Source organism: Pantoea brenneri, assembly GCF_038594305.1.
Classification (GTDB): Bacteria; Pseudomonadota; Gammaproteobacteria; order Enterobacterales; family Enterobacteriaceae; genus Pantoea; species Pantoea brenneri.
This window is the reverse complement of the sequence record NZ_JBCGBG010000002.1, coordinates 558882-574196: the sequence shown is the minus strand read 5'-3', so window position 1 is coordinate 574196 and position 15315 is coordinate 558882. Positions and strand designations below refer to the sequence as shown.

Here is a 15315-nt window from a genome sequence, read left to right as displayed (position 1 = left end):
CCGACACCGTCAGGTATTACAGCTTCACGTGATCGATCAGCGCACGGAGCTTGGGTGCGAGGTTTTTGCGGCTGGGAAAGTAGAGATAAAATCCCGCAAAGCTCGGCAACCATGCGTCCAGCAACGTCACCAGCTCTCCACGCGCAATGTAAGGCTGAAACGTCTCTTCCATGCCGAAGCTGATCCCACCACCGGCGCAGGCGGTGCGAATCATTACGCCCATGTCATTGGTGGTGAGCTGCGGATTGACTGCCACATCGAATTCACGCCCCTGGTCAGCGAACTCCCAGCGATACGGTGACAGACCCGGTCCTTTACGCCAGCCTATACAGCGATGCTCAATCAGCTGCTGCGGATGCTGCGGCGTTCCATGTCGCGCGAGGTAATCTGGTGAGGCCACGGCAACCTGACGCTGCGCGGCGGAGACCGGCACCGCAATCATATCCTGGGCGATCACTTCCCCCAGCCGCACGCCCGCATCATAACCCTGATCGACAATATCAAACTCTTCATCGGTGACGGTGATATCCAGCTCGATCTGCGGATAGGCGGCCATAAAGCTCGCCAGCAGCTCCCCGCCAAGCATCCGTTCAGCGATGGAGGAGATCGCCAGCCGCAGCTGCCCGCGCGGCTCAGCGGCCAGCTCAGCGATATCGCTAATGGCCCGGTTCAGCTGATTAATCGCCGGTGCCACCTCGGCATACAGCCGTTGCCCCGCCTCGGTCAGTTGAATGGTGCGGGTGGTGCGTTGCATCAGTGACAGGTTGAGCCGGTCTTCCAGTCGCCGCAGCGTCTGACTGATTGCCGGGCGGGTAACCCCCAGCTGCTCGGCCGCCAGACGAAAATTACGCGTCTGCGCCACGATGACAAACACTTCCAGCGCATTTTTATCAGCCATCATTGGTTAGTTACAGTTACCAGTCTATGAAGCAGTGAGCGAATTATCTTTATAGTCGAGCCATCGTAAGATCACCAGCGATATCAGAACAGGAGAAAATTTATGACGCAGAAAGTGATCTTAATTACCGGTGCCTCCAGCGGCATTGGCGCGGGCATCGCCCGTGAACTGGCGAAAACCGGCACTACCTTGCTGCTGGGTGCCAGGCGCGAAGAGCGGCTGAATGCGCTGGCCGAAGAACTGCGGTTTAATGGCGCTGAGGTGGCCGTTAAACCGCTGGACGTCACCCAGCGTGATCAGTTGACCGATTTTGTCGGGTTTGCGCTGGCGCAATGGGGCCGGGTCGATGTGATGATCAATAACGCCGGTATTATGCCGCTCTCACCGCTGGCATCGCTGCGGGTCGAAGAGTGGGACCAGATGATCGATGTCAACATCAAAGGGGTGCTGTACGGCATTGCCGCCGTGCTGCCGCCGATGCTGGCCCGGCAATCCGGTCATATCATCAACATCGCCTCGATTGGCGCACTGGCGGTATCACCGACTGCGGCGGTCTATTGCGCCACCAAGTTTGCGGTACGGGCGATTTCCGACGGGTTACGTCAGGAGAACAGTCAGCTTCGGGTCACCTGTGTGCACCCTGGTGTGGTTGAAAGTGAACTGGCGGCGACCATTACTGACCCGACCGCGGCGCAGGCAATGCAGCAGTATCGGGCCATCGCGCTGCAGCCGGATGCTATTGGCCGGGCGGTACGCTACGCGATTGAACAGCCGGAGGAGGTAGACGTGAATGAAATTGTGGTGCGGCCAACCCGCACCCAGCACTAAGCCCTGGCCCGATGCCGTGCTGGCATCGGGCCGCGGTAAACGCGATCAGTAGAAGCTTCTGCGGCTACGCTGCACGGTGATGGCAATTGCGGTCAGCGCCACCAGCATCAGAAATAGCCCTAAACCGATCATGGCGTTGAAGCCATAGGTTTTGAACAACAGCAGACCGGCAATACAACCGATCAGGAATGAGAACACCGTGGTCAGGTGGGTATGCAGCACCTTCTGGAAGAAACGGCGGTCGGCGCTTTCATCGTGCGAAACATGCGACGACAACCACGATCCCAGCGCAATGCCGGCATCGGTTAAGGTGCCGGTAATATGGGTTGATCTGACGCGACCGTTCGACAGCTGGGTGGAGGTAGCGTTATGAATCCCCATCAGGAAACCCAGCATCACCAGCACTTCGCCGTTAAAGCGCGGGGTATAGAACATGGTTTCAAAGATGGATGCTGCCGTCAGCGCGACGCCTTCAGCCAGAATAATCAGACAGAAAATGGTGCGCAGCCGATGTTTCTGACCGACGATCACCGCCAGTCGGGCAACGGTGCAGCCCATAACAAAGGCGGTAATCAGCGCCAGCAAAAACAACAGAGTGTGCAGGTCGCTGGTGGTGACTTCGGTGGATATCTGTGAGGTGTTACCGGTCATGTGCGACGGAAAAAAACCGAACGCGCCCAGCGCCATGGCGTTAAGGATGCCCGCGGTGGTGGCCAGCACCAGTGCCAGCAGGCGATCTTCAGTATGCGATCTGACTTTCTTCTTTTTTATAAGCACAGGATTCCCCAAAACAGGTAGATGCAAACGGGTTTAACCGCTTCAAGCATACAACCTGATAAGAAATAATCCTGTCAGAAACAGATTACTCCGATGAAATAAACCATTAATTTTGCTGATTTTTATAAAGCAGTTTCAGTTTATCTCTATAAGTGTCAACCTGACTCGTTTGCGCCAGACCGCAGCACGCCAGCGGTTGGCAGAGCGTTAATCAACAATGAACAGTCGCGCGCCAACCGGCGTTGAAGAACGATGCGGTTCTGCGTTGTCTGCCACCTGGTAACTGATGCCAGGCGTCAGCACAAAGCGGCGGCCATCGGCCAGTTCGGTATGCAGTTCCCCGGCAAGACACAGCAGTATGTGGCCTTTAACGCACCAGTGATCGGCGAGATAACCGGGTGAATAATCGACCATCCTGACGCGAATATCGTTGAACTGTAGGGTTCGCCAAATCGCCTGGCCCTGATCGCCGGGATGAACCGTTTCTTCCACCTGCTCCCATTGCGTCAGTCCAAACGGCAAATTATCAATTTTCATGCGTGCTCCCGGGTAAATAGCAGCCAGTCTGCTGCCATGTTGAAAAATGCTATGCCAGCGCCTGGTTTACCGCTTCTTCCGCGTGAATCAGCGTGGTATCAAATAACGGGACGCTGGCATCGCTGTCATCCACCAGCAGGGTGATTTCGGTACATCCCAGAATGATCTCTTCTGCTCCCTGATCCACCAGCTGCTGCATAATCTGCCGGTAGCGCTGACGCGAAGCCGGATTAATTGTGCCGAGGCACAGCTCGTGATAAATCACCTGATGAACCAACGCGCGGTCCTCTTCCGCTGGGACGATAACCTGCAGATTGAACTGTTGCTCCAGCCGCCCGCGATAAAACGCCTGTTCCATGGTGAAGCGGGTCGCCAGCAACCCCACCTTGCGCAATCCCGCCTGCTGAATCCGTCGCCCGGTGGCATCAGCGATGTGCAACAGCGGCACGGAGACCGCTGCGCTGATCTGCGGGGCCACTTTATGCATGGTATTGGTACACAGCACGATAAACTGCGCGCCGGCACGCTCCAGATTCTGCGCCGCCGCGGCCAGCATTTCGCCCGCCTGCTGCCATTCACCCGCCGCCTGCAACTGCTCGATCGGCTGGAAATCGACGCTGTAAAGCACCAGCTGCGCCGAGTGCAATCCACCCAGCCGCTGTTTAACCTGCTGATTGAGGATGCGATAGTAGAGCGCGGTCGACTCCCATGACATTTCCCTAACAGACCGATGACTTTCATTACGGCTCCTGAATATGTGACCCATCAGCAGCATGCCAGATCGCGCGATATCAGCAATGGTTTGTTGAGACTTGTGATTTAGTTTGCCTGCGGTCTGAACTGCCAGGCAATCGCCATCAGCCCCACCACCCCGACGCTCATCATCAGCCAGGCGCTGGTCAGCGATGCCCCGCTGTCACGCACCCAGCCAGCCACCAATGGCATAATGGACGCGATGAGATAGCCTCCGCCCTGCACCCGCGATAGCAGCACGGCGGCCTCGGTGGCATTTCGGGCATGATCGAGCGTGACGATCAGCGACAGCGGAAACAGCGCCCCGATCCCAAGGCCGAGTAGCAGCGTCGACAGCAGCGGCATGGTACCCGGCGCGACAATCAGCGCGATCAGTCCGGCCAGCAGCAGCGTCAGCACCAGCAGCAGTAACCGGCGGCGATCGGGAAAACGCTGCTGAACGGCAGAGATCACCAGTCCGGCAACCACTTCTGTCAGCGTCAGCCCGGCGAGCAGGAAGCCGCTGTTGCGGGCGCTCCAGCCAGCCTGGATATAAAACGGCGGCAGCCAGGCCAGCACCAGGGTATAGGCGCCGGTTCCAATACCGAAAAACAGTAACAGTAACAAAGTGCGCGACGCGGACAGCGCTGCCACCCCAACGGACGGCGCGAGATCCGCCGGACTATCCGGATTCGCTGACCGCCAGACCAGCAGGGTGATCAGTGCCAGCCCGCCCGCCGTGGCCAGCGCCGCGGGTAAACCGAGCAGCGAAAACAGCGGATCCGCACCCGCAGCCATCAGCGCCGCACCCGCCATAATCCCGGTGCTGAATAACGCCATCAGCGTCGGGGCGGCGTGGAGATAGCGCTGCCGGATCAGCGCCGGCATCAGTGCCTGTATCACCCCGATCCCCGCGCCGCCCGCCAGCGCCGTCAGGATCAACGACAACGGCGAGAGCGAAAAGCCACGCCACAGCGAGGCGATCGCCAGACAGATCAGCCCTGCCGCAATGCCGCGCGCCGCACCGCTACGCTTAAGCAGCCACGGGCCAGCCAGTGCGGCAAGCCCCATCATGGCGACCGGCAGCGTGGTCAGCAGGCTAAACGTCGTCGCCGACAAACCGGCCTGCTGTTGCAATGCCGGAAACAGCGGGCCGATAATCGCCAGTAGCGGGCGCAGATTGAGCCCGACAAGAAAGGCGATCGGTGCGAAGATAGCGGGTAATAAGCGGGTGTTTTTCATAGCCGACTCCGTGGACAGGAACAACGCTGACAGCACCAGGCTGTCACTATTTATCTTAACGTTAAGATATATTCCGGCCGCCGTTAAGGGGCTGAGCACAACCCGACAAATTAGCCACACAGTTAACAGGTGAATGATGCAGGACCATATCGATTTTGTAGTCAGTCAGTGGGACAGCGCCATGCCAGATCTGGATGCCTCCTCAATGCGCATCGTCGGCAGGATGCTGCGCCTGATGAAACATCTGGCAAAAGCACGCAGTCAGGCGCTGGAGCAGTTTGACTTCCATGACGGGGAATTTGACGTGCTGGCGACATTGCGCCGGGCCGGGACGCCGTACTGTCTGTCACCGACCCAGCTGTATACCTCGCTGCTTGTCACCTCCGGCGCGATGACCCATCGTCTCAAGCGGCTGGAACAGCGAGGTCTGATCGCGCGCGTGGCGTCACCCGATGATAAGCGCAGTATGCTGGTGGGACTGACCGCGCAGGGTCAGCGCTGTATTGAGCAGGCGTTAGCGGTGCATACTGCCACCCAGAATGCCGTACTGGCACCGCTTTCGCTGTCAGAACGCAACGCGCTGGAAGGAATGCTGAAAACGCTGTTGCTGCCGTTTCCCGGTGAAGCGGTTACCGCAGCGGCAGAAAAAGATTAACGGTGCAGTTCAGCAACCGTCATGGTGAAGATCACCGGCTGTTGATCGGCGCTGGCATAGGCGTGCGGCATATCGGTTCGCGCGACTGCCGCGCAGCCCGGCCCGACCACCAGCGTCTGATCGCCAACGGTTAACGCCAGGCTGCCCTGCTCAACGTGCATCAACTCCAGCGTACCGGCCGGATGGCCTTCGGAGCGGAATGTTTCACCGGCAAACATCTGCCAGCGCCACAGTTCAATCATGTCAGGCCCGCGGGTACCGGCCAGCAGCTGCGCGCGACCACCCTGTTCGCCCTGCCACAAGGTCGGTATCGCACTATGATCAATCAGCCAGGCGGCGGGCGTATGGGTCACATTGACGATATCCGCCACCGACACGCCCAGCGCGGCGGCAATTTTGCATAAAATCGCGATGCTGGGATTGGCTTCGCCCTTCTCAATTTCCACCAGCATCCCTTTGCTGACTCCGGCCCGGCGGGATAGCGCATCCAGCGACAGTTTCTGGCTTTTACGCCAGTTTTTAATGCTGTCAGAGACAGCCTGATTGACGCTCGACACGTCAGCGCCTGCGTCGGTCGATATATTGACTTTTTTGGTCATCGGTCATTACTATGAAATAAATTAGTCACTGAGAGATTATCCAATGTTATCTGTTGATCCGTCAATCGACCCGGCCGTATTTGCACTGGCACCCGGCTTTCGCGCCATGAGCATTGTGGTGGAGGCCGCGCCAGTCACCTGCCCTGAGGTTGCCGGGCAGGCGCTGAAACGGGCCTGCCGCCAGGTGCTGGAGCAGGATGTGGCGTGGGCCGACGCCCATCTCGCGGCGTGGGCGGAGGTGTTCAAAGCGTTTGGCGCGAAGGCGAAACGGACTCCCTGCTCGGCTGACGCGCTGCGCAAACGGGTACTGCGCGATGGCGTAATGCCGGCTATCGATCCGGTGGTGGATCTGTATAACGCCATCAGCATTCAGTATGCGCTGCCGGTCGGCGGTGAAAACATTGCCGCCTACGTTGGCGCGCCGCGGCTGGTGATCGCCGATGGCAGTGAGTCATTCGATACGGTCAAAGAAGGCGAAGTGGTATATGAGTCGCCGGAGCCAGGAGAAGTAATCTGGCGCGACGATCGGGGCGTAACCTGCCGCCGCTGGAACTGGCGTCAGGGTGTGCGCACCCGGCTGGATGCGCAGGCGCGACAGATGTGGTTTATCCTTGAAAGCCTGCCGGCAATGCCGCTGGCGGCGCTGCAACAGGCCAGTGACGATCTGATCGCCGGTCTGCAACAGATGATGCCAGACGCCACCATCGACGCACGCCTGATAGACGCCTCTGACGCGTAAACCTGACCTCAACCGCCTGACAGCATGGGTTAACGGCGAACCGGATATATGGCAGGATACGCGCCCTGTGTCCGGCGATTCTCTGGCGGACCTCTTCTGCAGATAACGGGGGTAGTGTTGGTTAAGGGTAAACTCAAGTGGTTGATACCGCTGCTGGCGGTGCTGGCGCTGGCGGGCTGGTGGTTGATTCCGCATTTCAGCAGCGAGGATAAAGCGTACTACGTTGCGGTATTCTGCGGCATCGATCATCATGATACCCAACGGTTGCTGCCGCAGATGCAGCAGATCATCGAAGGCAGCAATTCTGACTATGCGCTGCAGAAAATCACTTTCAAGCCGGCGCTGGGCCGTCAGGTGATCGACCACTGGCAACAGCTGAGCGCCGATGAGCAACGCCAGGCAGCAACCGATAACCTCACCTGCCAGCAGTTACTGAAACGCTGAAACGGCTAAAGAGATGCTGCGCCGCCCCGGCTATAACCCGCAAGGAAACAGTATGCCGCAACCTGAACGCATCAATTATCCGCAGCTCGGCGAGGTGAAAGCGCCTTATGTGCATGCGGTGAAACATGGCGATACCCTCTACGTTTCCGGCCTGACCGCCTTTGGCACGCCGGCACAGCAGGGTGACATCGCTGAACAGGCGGAGGCGATCTTTTCACAGCTTAAACTGATCGCCGACGCTGAGCAGACGTCGCTGGCCGCTCTGTTGAAGGTGACCATTTTTATCACCGCCTTCACCGACATTGCGGCGCTGCGCGCGGTGCTGTTCCGTCACTACGGCAGCCATCTGCCCGCCAGTTCCCTGGTGCAGGTCAGTGGTCTGTTTTCGGCTGATTTACGCATTGAGATTGAGGCGATTTTCGCCCTATGAATCTCTCACCCTGGAGAGCGTAACCCGTTCCGATGCAGATCGATTATAGTGGTTTCCTTGTTGCCATCTTACCGATAGCGCTGTCGCCGGGCGCCAGTTTTACCCTTGCTATTAACAGCGCGCTGGCCGAAGGTTGGCGCGGCGTCGCGACCATCATTGTGGGCACCGCGCTGGGGATCTATTGCCACGCCTTGCTGGTGGGATTAGGCGTTTCGTCAATGCTGATGGCTTTTCCCTCGCTGTTTCATCTTCTGCAGATCGCCGGTACCGTTTATCTGCTGTGGCTGGCTAGCCAGTTAATTATCAGTGGGCTGCGGGCCCGCCAGCAGGATGTCAGCCTCGATCCGCAACCGGTGACACTGTCACAGGCATTCTTTGCTAACCTGCTCAATCCGAAAGCCGTTTTGCTCTACCTGACCGTGGTATCGCGCTTTACCAGCCAGAGCGGCAACTTATCCGATTTCCTGCTGCTGGCCACGCTGCATATTGTGATCATGGCCAGCTGGCTCAGCGGTGCCAGCCAGTTGCTGATGACCTCGACCCGCACCATCAGCACCGCCACGCTGCGTAAATATATCAACACGCTCGGTGGAACCGTGCTGCTGGCTATCGCCTTATCCGCGCTGATCCCCTGACGCCACCGCACCGCGAGCCAGATAACCGATGCGATATACTTCCGGTTCATCTGCGGACGGCACCGCTGAAGCCGTAACGCTAAGCCCCTGCCAGCGGCTCACATCCCAGGCGCTGAAGCCGGTATGCTGCGCCAGATCGGCAAGGTTGCTGTGCGGGACGATCGGCCAGCGGCGCAGCGTGATAAAGCGCGCCTGCTCGAGCGAGGCTGGCAGCGTATCGCCGTTCAGCGCCAGCCAGCTCTCTATCACCGGCCAGCCAAAATCATCCACTAAGCGCTGAAAGCCCGCGCTTTGCAGGAATCGCTGCAGGGCTGACGCATGCTGCCAGAAATAGAGCGGCGCATAGCGGTTCTCTGCCACTGCCAGTGGTCATCATCCAGCCGGGCGTAGAGATAAGCTTTGGCAATCAGACCTGGAAACCCATCCAGCCGTGCGCCGTTCAGCCGGATACGCTGCTCAATCGTCGCCATCGGGTAATCTGCCGACAGCGTAAAGCGGTAATGCATCACGATCATGACATCACCTCCGCTAACATTCTGCCGCCGCTGAAGCTCCACTCTTCGCTGCTGTTGAACTGGATGATCACCATTACGTCATCCGGGTCGATCCCTAGCGTGCTGTGCAATGAGGCACACAGCTGTTGATAAAAGCGCTGCTTCTGCTGCCGGCTGCGTGGCCGACCGGCGGTAATCTGGAACAGGATGAAATCCTCACTGCGCCCTTCGCTCAGGTAGTAACGGTTGTAAATTCGCTGACTGGCTGGCAGCAACTCGATCAACTGAAAACAATCATCAACCGGCACCGCAAACTCAGCCACCAGCGTCTGATGCAACAGCGCGGAGATTTGCTGTAACCGGGCCTCACTATAACCCTGGCCGAGGGTGATACGGGTTATCGGCATCAGCTGTTCTCCTCAAGGTAACTGAGCGCAGTCACTGCGGCGGGCCAGCCGGCGTAAAAAGCCAGATGGGTAAAGCTCTCGATCAGCTCCTCCTGCGTCAGCCCGTTTTTACGCGCGAAATCAATATGCCAGGGCAACTGCGCGACCCGGCCCAGTGCGGTGAGCGTCGCCAGCGTCAGCAGGCTGCGTTCACGCGCTGACAGCACGCCGCGCTGCCAGATATCATCAAACAGCACCTGTTGGGTCAGTTCAGCCAGCTTCGGTGCGCGCTGCATCAATGTTTCGCGATTCAGTGTCTCTTTCATTTTTTCTCTCCCGTGTTGATAGACAGAGTGTCGCGCAGCGTTATACTCCTGAAAATCAAATTAATCGGCATCAACCATCCACCATTACAGGATGATTATGAACAGAGTGCCTGAGTCACTGGATATGGATGCACTGCGAAGCTTTGTCACCGGCATAGAGGCGGGTAGCTTCGCGCTGGCGGCCCGGCAACTGTGTCGCTCAACCTCGGCGGTGAGTGCGCAGCTTAAAAAGCTCGAGCAGCAATGCGGCACGGCGCTGGTGATGAAAAAGGGACGGCATCTGCAACTGACGCGAAGCGGCGAACTGCTGATGAGCTACGCCAGACGGCTGCTGCTGCTGAATGATGAGACGTTGCGGGCAGTAAAAGGTGACGGGCTGAAGGGTGAAATCCGCATTGGTATGCAGGAAGATTTTGGTGAGTCGTTAATGCCGGCGATTCTCGGTGCGTTCAGCCGTCAGCATCCTGGCGTCACGATTACCGCGCGGGTTGACCGCAATCAGCCGCTGCTGAGCGCGATGGCGCAGCATCAGCTCGACCTTGCGCTGGTGTGGCAGGCCGATCCGCACGCTGCGGGTCAGTTGCCTGGCCAGTGTCCGTTAGTCTGGATACATCATCCTGATTTCACTCTGGCCGATCGGTTGCAGCGCGGCGACCCGCTGCCGCTGGTGGTGTTCGATGCGCCGTGCGTGATGCGCTCGCGGGCAACTGCCGTGCTGGATGCGGCGGGGATCCCGTGGCGGATCGTGTTTACCAGCCACAGCCTGAGCGGTATCTGGGCGGCGCTGCAGGCAGGTTTAGGCCTGACGCTGCGCACCCGCGCCGGTATGCCGGATAAGCTGACGATCGCATCCGAACGGCTGCCGGCTCCCGGTCATATCGGCATTGCGCTGGTGACGCCAGAGACCACGGATGACCCGGCGCAGGCGCTGCTGCAACAGCTGATCATCGACGCCGCCTTACCCTTTACTCAGCGATAAGGTGCCGGTCGGCGGCGCCACCAAATAGCCGCTGGATCAGTGACTGGCAGTAGCCGGCGGACACTTCCCGATCGTTAAACAGGATGTGGTACATCACCGGTGCCACCACCCCATCAATCACCTGCCTGACGTCAAAGCCCGGCTCACCGCGCGCCAGCGCCCGGCTGTTCAGCGTTTCAAGATGCTGCAAGGTATAGCCACAGCATTTCTGGCTGGCGTCTCCGCTGTAGCTGCCGATTACGTCGGTCAGCATTTCACGCCCGACTTTTGATGACATCTCTTCGGCATACTGCACGATAAAAGCCGTCAGATCGCCGATCATCTCACCGGTATCCTCCGGTTCAGCAATCGGCCGCATCCGCGCCACGGCAACATCGGCCAGTAACTGTGACAGATCTCCCCAGCGTCGATAGAGGGTGGACGGGGTAACCCCGGCCCGTTCAGCGATCATCGGCAGGGTTATCGCCGCGCGATCGGTCGTTTTGAGTAACTGATTCACGGCCCGGTGGACTTCCTGCTGGATCCGCGCACTGCGTCCGCCCTGACGAATCATCTCCTTTGCCATCTGTTCCTCCTGCTCTCAGCTGCAATCTGGCGGGTTAAAGCAAATAATTTGCATTAACTTATGGCCGGCAGTTTACCTTATCGGGCGATGCATGGGCAGCAATGTGCGGTTTCCGGCTTTTTAGCCGCCCTCGCAAATTTCATGCGCCAGTCTGACGATCGCTGGGTTGCTGAATAACCGGCTGGCACAGTCAGCTTCTGCCGCCGCATGCATCGAGCCGAGATTGGTTAATATCACCAGCGCGCAGTCGGTTTCTCTGAACCACCAGGCACAGGCGCTGTAACCCAGCACGTTGCCGCCGTGACCGATAGCCGGGCCAAAAGCAGAATCTGTTCTGAACAGGCTTAAGCCAATTTGCGCCTCACCGGCCGGCCGCCAGCATTGCATCTCACGCAGACTTTGCGGGTTAACTAACGCCCCGTTTTTCAGCGCCAGACAAAAGCGCATCAACTCCCCGGCGGTAGAAATCATCCCGCCGGCGGCCCATTCCACTGAGAGGCTGGCAGCAGAAACATTGATCATCGCCGCGCGCTCAGGCGTAAAACATCCGGCGATGCCGGCGTGCTGGATGAAATGTGCGTCCGCCCGATGATATCGCGTGGCGTCGTTGTGCCGATCGGATAGCAGATAGCCCTCCAGCCGGGTCTGTTTAAGCGAGAGCGGCCTGAAGATCCGCTGGTTTAACGCCTGCTCCAGCGTGTTGCCGGTGACCCGCTCAATCAGCATCCCCAGCAGGGTGAAGGAGCTGTTTGAGTAATAAAATTTTTCATCAGGCAGAGCCAGTGCCGGTTTGCCGTGAATATATTCCAGCGCTTCGTCCGGTCGCCAGACCTTATCTGCAACGCTATCTTTACCGCGCGCAACATGAATCCAGCCGGGCTGATCTTCCCAACTGGGGATCCCGGCGTAATGTGATAACAGCTGTCTGATCGTCACCACCCGGGCATTAGCGATGCCAGCAAGCTGTGCCGGTTCCAGCCAGGCAGAGAGCGGATCGTCAAGCGTTATCTGCCCCTCTTCGCTAAGCTGCAGCAGGATAACGGCGACAAATACTTTGGTGATACTGCCAATGCCAAACGCGGTATCGGCTGAATTTGTCAGGCGGTTGCTGAGGTCAGCATAACCCGCCGCATACTGCCAGATCAGACGGTCTGCTCTGCCAATGGCAACGGATATCGCCGGAAAATCTTTGCGGGTCTTTTCATCCAGCAGTTTGCTGAGCTGATCGGCACTGGCGGTCATTGCTGTTCCTCACGGTTAGTCTGTTAAGCATGCAACGCAGCACGGCTGACGCTGCAACCGTTCTCTCCGGCCACCCCGGCCGACGCTGTACTCTAAGCCGATTGCCGGGGTTTGCAAAACGCCGTCTGAAAACGCGTCGGCTGGCACAGGTCGTTAAACGGAATTCGACGTTGACCGCGATCAACTCACGTTGTGCGCTGCACAGGTAGATTCGCGCGGTCAGCCTGCCGCCGGTCATGGCTAAGTTTGAGACAGGCGGCGCTGCCGATCATTATCCGCCAGCGGCTCTGACCAGCAATGCCATCGGCACTATGCTTAATGTCGGGGCTTAATGTCGGGGCTTAATGGCGGGGCTTAATGTCGGGGCTTAATGATCGGGGCTTAATCACTGCGGCTGAAAAACATCGATGCGCCAGCAAAGCAATCATAAACGAGGAAATACCATGAACATCTCAGGTCCTGCGGGTTCCCGCATTTTAACGGCGATGCTGGTCATAACGGCACTGAGCTGCATTGCGACGCCTGCGCAGGCGATCAGCCGCGCCTATCGCGCCCAGCTTGAGCGCAGCGGGTGTAGCCAGATGACCGACGCCGACGGTACCTGCGACATCAAAAAAACCAGAGCGCAGAATCAGGCAAACAGCGTTAACGCCCCCGCCTCCAGCCTGAAGCTGGATCAGCTGATCGGCAAATCGATTGATATCGCCTCCGGTCAGCTGATTGCTGACGGCTGGAAAGCCAATGCCGGTCGCTGGTATCACGATGATCGTGTTCTGACGCTGACCGTCGCCGATAACTTTATCACCGCGGTCTCCCTGAAGCAGGCCGGACACGCCTCACTCACGCTAAAAAAAGAGTCAGGCAGCAGAGCGGATTAGCTGGCCGGTATCCCGCTTTGATGATTCAACGCAGAGCCTGTTGCCTGTCAGCAGGCAAAATACCTGACCTGTCTGGACTCAGGTCGCCAGGCGCTGTGTAGAGAGAAGGATGGAAAAACGAGGTTAACAGCGAAAGCAACGGGCAAAATCATTCTGGACGAAAATTAACACCGGTTGGATCTCGTCCCCTGAGGCCAACCGCGAAGCAGCCAATCAGAAATAGAGATTACAGCTAAACAAGATATCAAAAAGCCGCCTGCGATTAACTCGCTTATATTTATTCATTAAAGGCCGGAGCAGGACTGCGTCGGCCCGTTGTTCGGCATCTTATCCATCACCCACAAATAGTACATGCCGGCATCACTAAACATCACCTCAATGATCGCACCTCCCGTTATCACCTCATCAAACTACATAACACCAATAAACAATGGACTCATTATTTGCAAATAACTGTCACTTTTCTGATTAATTAAAAAAAACTCTTCACTAATTTTATTTGAGCAGCCACACTGTCAACCAAATAAATTTAACAAAAACTAAACAACATGATACTGAGACATTATCTGACCCGATGAAAAACGACTGACAGGGACAAAACTTAACGCAGAAGATAAACGGCCAGCCTGTTTTAGGGTTGCTTCATAAATCACACACTACAGCATTGAAAAATTGTTCATGAGAGATATGAAATGTACTCCAATTCAATATGGATCATGCTTGAGAAGTCAGTTAACATTATCGGCTTAATCTATATTAATGCACTGATGGCAAAATACGTTGGCCCGGAAAATTTTGGTAAGATAAACATCACTACGTCCCTGTTCATATTTGTCCAGACGCTCTCGTGGTTTGGCGGTCAGAATATTATATTTAAACGGATGAGTGAAAAGACCAAGTCCGGAATTGCCCTGGCGATGCATACTCAAAATCAACGGCGCCTTTTCTTCCTCTTATCATCAGCAGCAGTTTTAATTTACCTCTATATTTTCACTGATTTTATTGTTTTTTTATTTGGTGTAGCCAACTGCATTGCCACATACTTTATTGTGATGGACTTTTTCCCCATCTACAACAACACTCAGCTAAAATCAAAAATAAACACAATAACCAATATTATTGGTTTATCCATCGCCCTGTTGATCCGATTCTGTGTGGCACATTTCAAACTGCCAGTTTACTACTTCACAATCCCTATTATCATTATCCCGCTGATACCTTACATCCTGCGCCTTATTTATTTTAACCACACAACTGAAATAGACGAAAGCAGTAAGGGAATTGCTGCCTATAACCGGCACATGTTATTCGCCGGCGGTGCGCTGATTTTATCAAGCCTGTCTGCTGACATATACACGCAGATATCGAGCATTTTTTTAGCTAAGATGCTCTCTTATTCAAACCTGGGCGTTTATAGCGTCGCGTTAACCTTAGGAGGTGCATGGTCATTTATTGTTATGGCCTTAATAACCAGTTTCTTTTCAAGAATATACAGCGAGAAAGATCAACCAACTGTTGAAGCATTACTGATTAAAATCAATCGACTTGTCATTATGTTCTCTCTCATCGCGCTTGGCGGATTCTATATATTTGGTGATTTTGTCATACATTTACTCTATGGCGAAAAGTATATGGATTCGGTAAAGATCATCCCCATCATTATCATTGGCACAATGTTCTCGTCGTTAGGGACAATTTGCTACCGCTATATGATAAAAGAGTCCGGGTACAATTACCTGGCCAGAAAAATGTTGCTATGTTGCATCTTAACCATACCGTTATCCTGGCTAATGATAAGAGCTTTCGGGATTAATGGCGCTGCATACTGTTTTTTAATCGTCGAGATTTCATCCTGTACCCTACTCAATTACTTCTTTAAAAATAAAACCATCATCAAAATGCATCTTAATATTTTCAAACTGAGATAAT

The 15315-nt window shown here is 56.1% G+C and carries 20 protein-coding genes and 1 pseudogene; 9 read left to right on the top strand and 12 right to left on the bottom strand.

Features of this window, described 5'->3' with window-relative positions; translation table 11 throughout:
- Positions 1-16 precede the first annotated feature (16 nt).
- Entirely contained in the window at positions 17-901 is an 885-nt protein-coding gene (locus AABB92_RS13495; protein WP_046289543.1) for a LysR family transcriptional regulator, read from the bottom strand.
- A 99-nt stretch (positions 902-1000) separates the two neighbouring features.
- On the opposite strand from AABB92_RS13495, the gene AABB92_RS13490 reads away from it, so the two are divergent.
- Positions 1001-1726, top strand: coding sequence for an SDR family oxidoreductase (locus tag AABB92_RS13490; protein ID WP_031375947.1), 726 nt, complete (start codon positions 1001-1003; stop codon positions 1724-1726).
- Between the two features lie 45 nt (positions 1727-1771).
- Here the strand turns inward: AABB92_RS13490 and AABB92_RS13485 are convergent, their stop codons facing one another.
- From AABB92_RS13485 to AABB92_RS13470, 4 genes and pseudogenes are all read right to left on the bottom strand, one after another.
- Positions 1772-2503, bottom strand: a complete 732-nt coding sequence (locus AABB92_RS13485; protein ID WP_031375946.1) for a YoaK family protein — start codon at positions 2501-2503, stop codon at positions 1772-1774.
- Positions 2504-2710: 207 nt separating this feature from the next.
- Positions 2711-3040, bottom strand: coding sequence for a DHCW motif cupin fold protein (locus tag AABB92_RS13480; RefSeq protein ID WP_031375945.1), 330 nt, complete (start codon positions 3038-3040; stop codon positions 2711-2713).
- A 49-nt stretch (positions 3041-3089) separates the two neighbouring features.
- Positions 3090-3781: pseudogene (locus tag AABB92_RS13475) on the bottom strand (aspartate/glutamate racemase family protein).
- Between the two features lie 78 nt (positions 3782-3859).
- Positions 3860-5014, bottom strand: a complete 1155-nt coding sequence (locus tag AABB92_RS13470; RefSeq protein WP_046289542.1) for an MFS transporter — start codon at positions 5012-5014, stop codon at positions 3860-3862.
- A 136-nt stretch (positions 5015-5150) separates the two neighbouring features.
- Here AABB92_RS13470 and AABB92_RS13465 point away from each other — a divergent pair, with 136 nt between their 5' ends.
- Positions 5151-5669 carry a MarR family winged helix-turn-helix transcriptional regulator gene (locus AABB92_RS13465; RefSeq protein WP_031375944.1) on the top strand — a complete coding sequence of 173 codons (519 nt, stop codon included), beginning with the start codon at positions 5151-5153 and terminating at the stop codon, positions 5667-5669.
- Here AABB92_RS13465 and AABB92_RS13460 read toward each other — a convergent pair.
- A complete protein-coding gene (locus AABB92_RS13460) occupies positions 5666-6268 on the bottom strand; it encodes a helix-turn-helix domain-containing protein (protein ID WP_031375943.1) in 603 nt (200 codons plus the stop codon). The two genes, AABB92_RS13465 and AABB92_RS13460, sit on opposite strands and share 4 nt — an antisense overlap.
- Positions 6269-6311: 43 nt before the next feature.
- On the opposite strand from AABB92_RS13460, the gene AABB92_RS13455 reads away from it, so the two are divergent.
- The 4 genes from AABB92_RS13455 to AABB92_RS13440 all read left to right on the top strand — a co-directional run bounded on the left by AABB92_RS13455 (position 6312) and on the right by AABB92_RS13440 (position 8516).
- Positions 6312-7007 carry a B3/B4 domain-containing protein gene (locus AABB92_RS13455; RefSeq protein ID WP_031375942.1) on the top strand — a complete coding sequence of 232 codons (696 nt, stop codon included), beginning with the start codon at positions 6312-6314 and terminating at the stop codon, positions 7005-7007.
- Positions 7008-7124: 117 nt separating this feature from the next.
- Positions 7125-7451: a hypothetical protein gene (locus AABB92_RS13450; protein WP_031375941.1), complete on the top strand. Its 327-nt coding sequence runs from the start codon at positions 7125-7127 to the stop codon at positions 7449-7451.
- 52 nt (positions 7452-7503) lie between these two features.
- Positions 7504-7881, top strand: a complete 378-nt coding sequence (locus AABB92_RS13445; protein WP_031375940.1) for a RidA family protein — start codon at positions 7504-7506, stop codon at positions 7879-7881.
- Between the two features lie 32 nt (positions 7882-7913).
- Positions 7914-8516 (top strand): LysE family translocator, encoded by a 603-nt coding sequence (locus AABB92_RS13440; protein ID WP_046289541.1) that lies wholly within the window; start codon positions 7914-7916, stop codon positions 8514-8516.
- Here AABB92_RS13440 and AABB92_RS13435 read toward each other — a convergent pair.
- The 4 genes from AABB92_RS13435 to AABB92_RS13420 are packed head-to-tail and all read right to left on the bottom strand — an operon-like array spanning position 8496 to position 9722.
- Positions 8496-8876 carry a DUF4865 family protein gene (locus AABB92_RS13435; protein ID WP_255352433.1) on the bottom strand — a complete coding sequence of 127 codons (381 nt, stop codon included), beginning with the start codon at positions 8874-8876 and terminating at the stop codon, positions 8496-8498. The two genes, AABB92_RS13440 and AABB92_RS13435, sit on opposite strands and share 21 nt — an antisense overlap.
- Positions 8786-9031 carry a DUF4865 family protein gene (locus AABB92_RS13430; protein ID WP_255352432.1) on the bottom strand — a complete coding sequence of 82 codons (246 nt, stop codon included), beginning with the start codon at positions 9029-9031 and terminating at the stop codon, positions 8786-8788. The genes AABB92_RS13435 and AABB92_RS13430 overlap by 91 nt, the downstream gene beginning before the upstream one ends.
- The gene (locus AABB92_RS13425; protein ID WP_031375939.1) at positions 9028-9417 is read right to left on the bottom strand and encodes a tautomerase family protein; all 390 of its coding nucleotides are present in this window, start codon (positions 9415-9417) and stop codon (positions 9028-9030) included. The genes AABB92_RS13430 and AABB92_RS13425 overlap by 4 nt, the downstream gene beginning before the upstream one ends.
- Positions 9417-9722 carry a carboxymuconolactone decarboxylase family protein gene (locus AABB92_RS13420; protein WP_031375938.1) on the bottom strand — a complete coding sequence of 102 codons (306 nt, stop codon included), beginning with the start codon at positions 9720-9722 and terminating at the stop codon, positions 9417-9419. The genes AABB92_RS13425 and AABB92_RS13420 overlap by 1 nt, the downstream gene beginning before the upstream one ends.
- A gap of 97 nt (positions 9723-9819) precedes the next feature.
- On the opposite strand from AABB92_RS13420, the gene AABB92_RS13415 reads away from it, so the two are divergent.
- Positions 9820-10701 (top strand): LysR substrate-binding domain-containing protein, encoded by an 882-nt coding sequence (locus AABB92_RS13415; protein ID WP_031375937.1) that lies wholly within the window; start codon positions 9820-9822, stop codon positions 10699-10701.
- On the opposite strand, the gene AABB92_RS13410 is transcribed toward AABB92_RS13415, so the two are convergent.
- A complete protein-coding gene (locus AABB92_RS13410) occupies positions 10688-11266 on the bottom strand; it encodes a TetR/AcrR family transcriptional regulator (protein WP_031375936.1) in 579 nt (192 codons plus the stop codon). The two genes, AABB92_RS13415 and AABB92_RS13410, sit on opposite strands and share 14 nt — an antisense overlap.
- A 120-nt stretch (positions 11267-11386) precedes the next feature.
- Positions 11387-12508: a serine hydrolase domain-containing protein gene (locus tag AABB92_RS13405; protein ID WP_031375935.1), complete on the bottom strand. Its 1122-nt coding sequence runs from the start codon at positions 12506-12508 to the stop codon at positions 11387-11389.
- A 443-nt stretch (positions 12509-12951) separates the two neighbouring features.
- Here AABB92_RS13405 and AABB92_RS13400 point away from each other — a divergent pair, with 443 nt between their 5' ends.
- Positions 12952-13386: a hypothetical protein gene (locus AABB92_RS13400; RefSeq protein ID WP_046289540.1), complete on the top strand. Its 435-nt coding sequence runs from the start codon at positions 12952-12954 to the stop codon at positions 13384-13386.
- A 692-nt stretch (positions 13387-14078) separates the two neighbouring features.
- Positions 14079-15314 (top strand): oligosaccharide flippase family protein, encoded by a 1236-nt coding sequence (locus AABB92_RS13395; RefSeq protein ID WP_031375933.1) that lies wholly within the window; start codon positions 14079-14081, stop codon positions 15312-15314.
- Position 15315 lies beyond the last annotated feature (1 nt).

Bases quoted from the DNA above. Each gene is read 5' to 3' on its own strand.
- AABB92_RS13405 (WP_031375935.1), bottom strand. From the start codon at position 12,508: ATGACCGCCAGTGCCGATCAGCTCAGCAAACTGCTGGATGAAAAGACC.
- AABB92_RS13465 (WP_031375944.1), top strand. From the start codon at position 5,151: ATGCAGGACCATATCGATTTTGTAGTCAGTCAGTGGGACAGCGCCATG.
- AABB92_RS13395 (WP_031375933.1), top strand. From the start codon at position 14,079: ATGTACTCCAATTCAATATGGATCATGCTTGAGAAGTCAGTTAACATT.
- AABB92_RS13455 (WP_031375942.1), top strand. From the start codon at position 6,312: ATGTTATCTGTTGATCCGTCAATCGACCCGGCCGTATTTGCACTGGCA.
- AABB92_RS13430 (WP_255352432.1), bottom strand. From the start codon at position 9,031: ATGATCGTGATGCATTACCGCTTTACGCTGTCGGCAGATTACCCGATG.
- AABB92_RS13445 (WP_031375940.1), top strand. From the start codon at position 7,504: ATGCCGCAACCTGAACGCATCAATTATCCGCAGCTCGGCGAGGTGAAA.
- AABB92_RS13400 (WP_046289540.1), top strand. From the start codon at position 12,952: ATGAACATCTCAGGTCCTGCGGGTTCCCGCATTTTAACGGCGATGCTG.
- AABB92_RS13440 (WP_046289541.1), top strand. From the start codon at position 7,914: ATGCAGATCGATTATAGTGGTTTCCTTGTTGCCATCTTACCGATAGCG.
- AABB92_RS13460 (WP_031375943.1), bottom strand. From the start codon at position 6,268: ATGACCAAAAAAGTCAATATATCGACCGACGCAGGCGCTGACGTGTCG.
- AABB92_RS13495 (WP_046289543.1), bottom strand. From the start codon at position 901: ATGATGGCTGATAAAAATGCGCTGGAAGTGTTTGTCATCGTGGCGCAG.
- AABB92_RS13420 (WP_031375938.1), bottom strand. From the start codon at position 9,722: ATGAAAGAGACACTGAATCGCGAAACATTGATGCAGCGCGCACCGAAG.
- AABB92_RS13415 (WP_031375937.1), top strand. From the start codon at position 9,820: ATGAACAGAGTGCCTGAGTCACTGGATATGGATGCACTGCGAAGCTTT.
- AABB92_RS13425 (WP_031375939.1), bottom strand. From the start codon at position 9,417: ATGCCGATAACCCGTATCACCCTCGGCCAGGGTTATAGTGAGGCCCGG.
- AABB92_RS13490 (WP_031375947.1), top strand. From the start codon at position 1,001: ATGACGCAGAAAGTGATCTTAATTACCGGTGCCTCCAGCGGCATTGGC.
- AABB92_RS13470 (WP_046289542.1), bottom strand. From the start codon at position 5,014: ATGAAAAACACCCGCTTATTACCCGCTATCTTCGCACCGATCGCCTTT.
- AABB92_RS13480 (WP_031375945.1), bottom strand. From the start codon at position 3,040: ATGAAAATTGATAATTTGCCGTTTGGACTGACGCAATGGGAGCAGGTG.
- AABB92_RS13410 (WP_031375936.1), bottom strand. From the start codon at position 11,266: ATGGCAAAGGAGATGATTCGTCAGGGCGGACGCAGTGCGCGGATCCAG.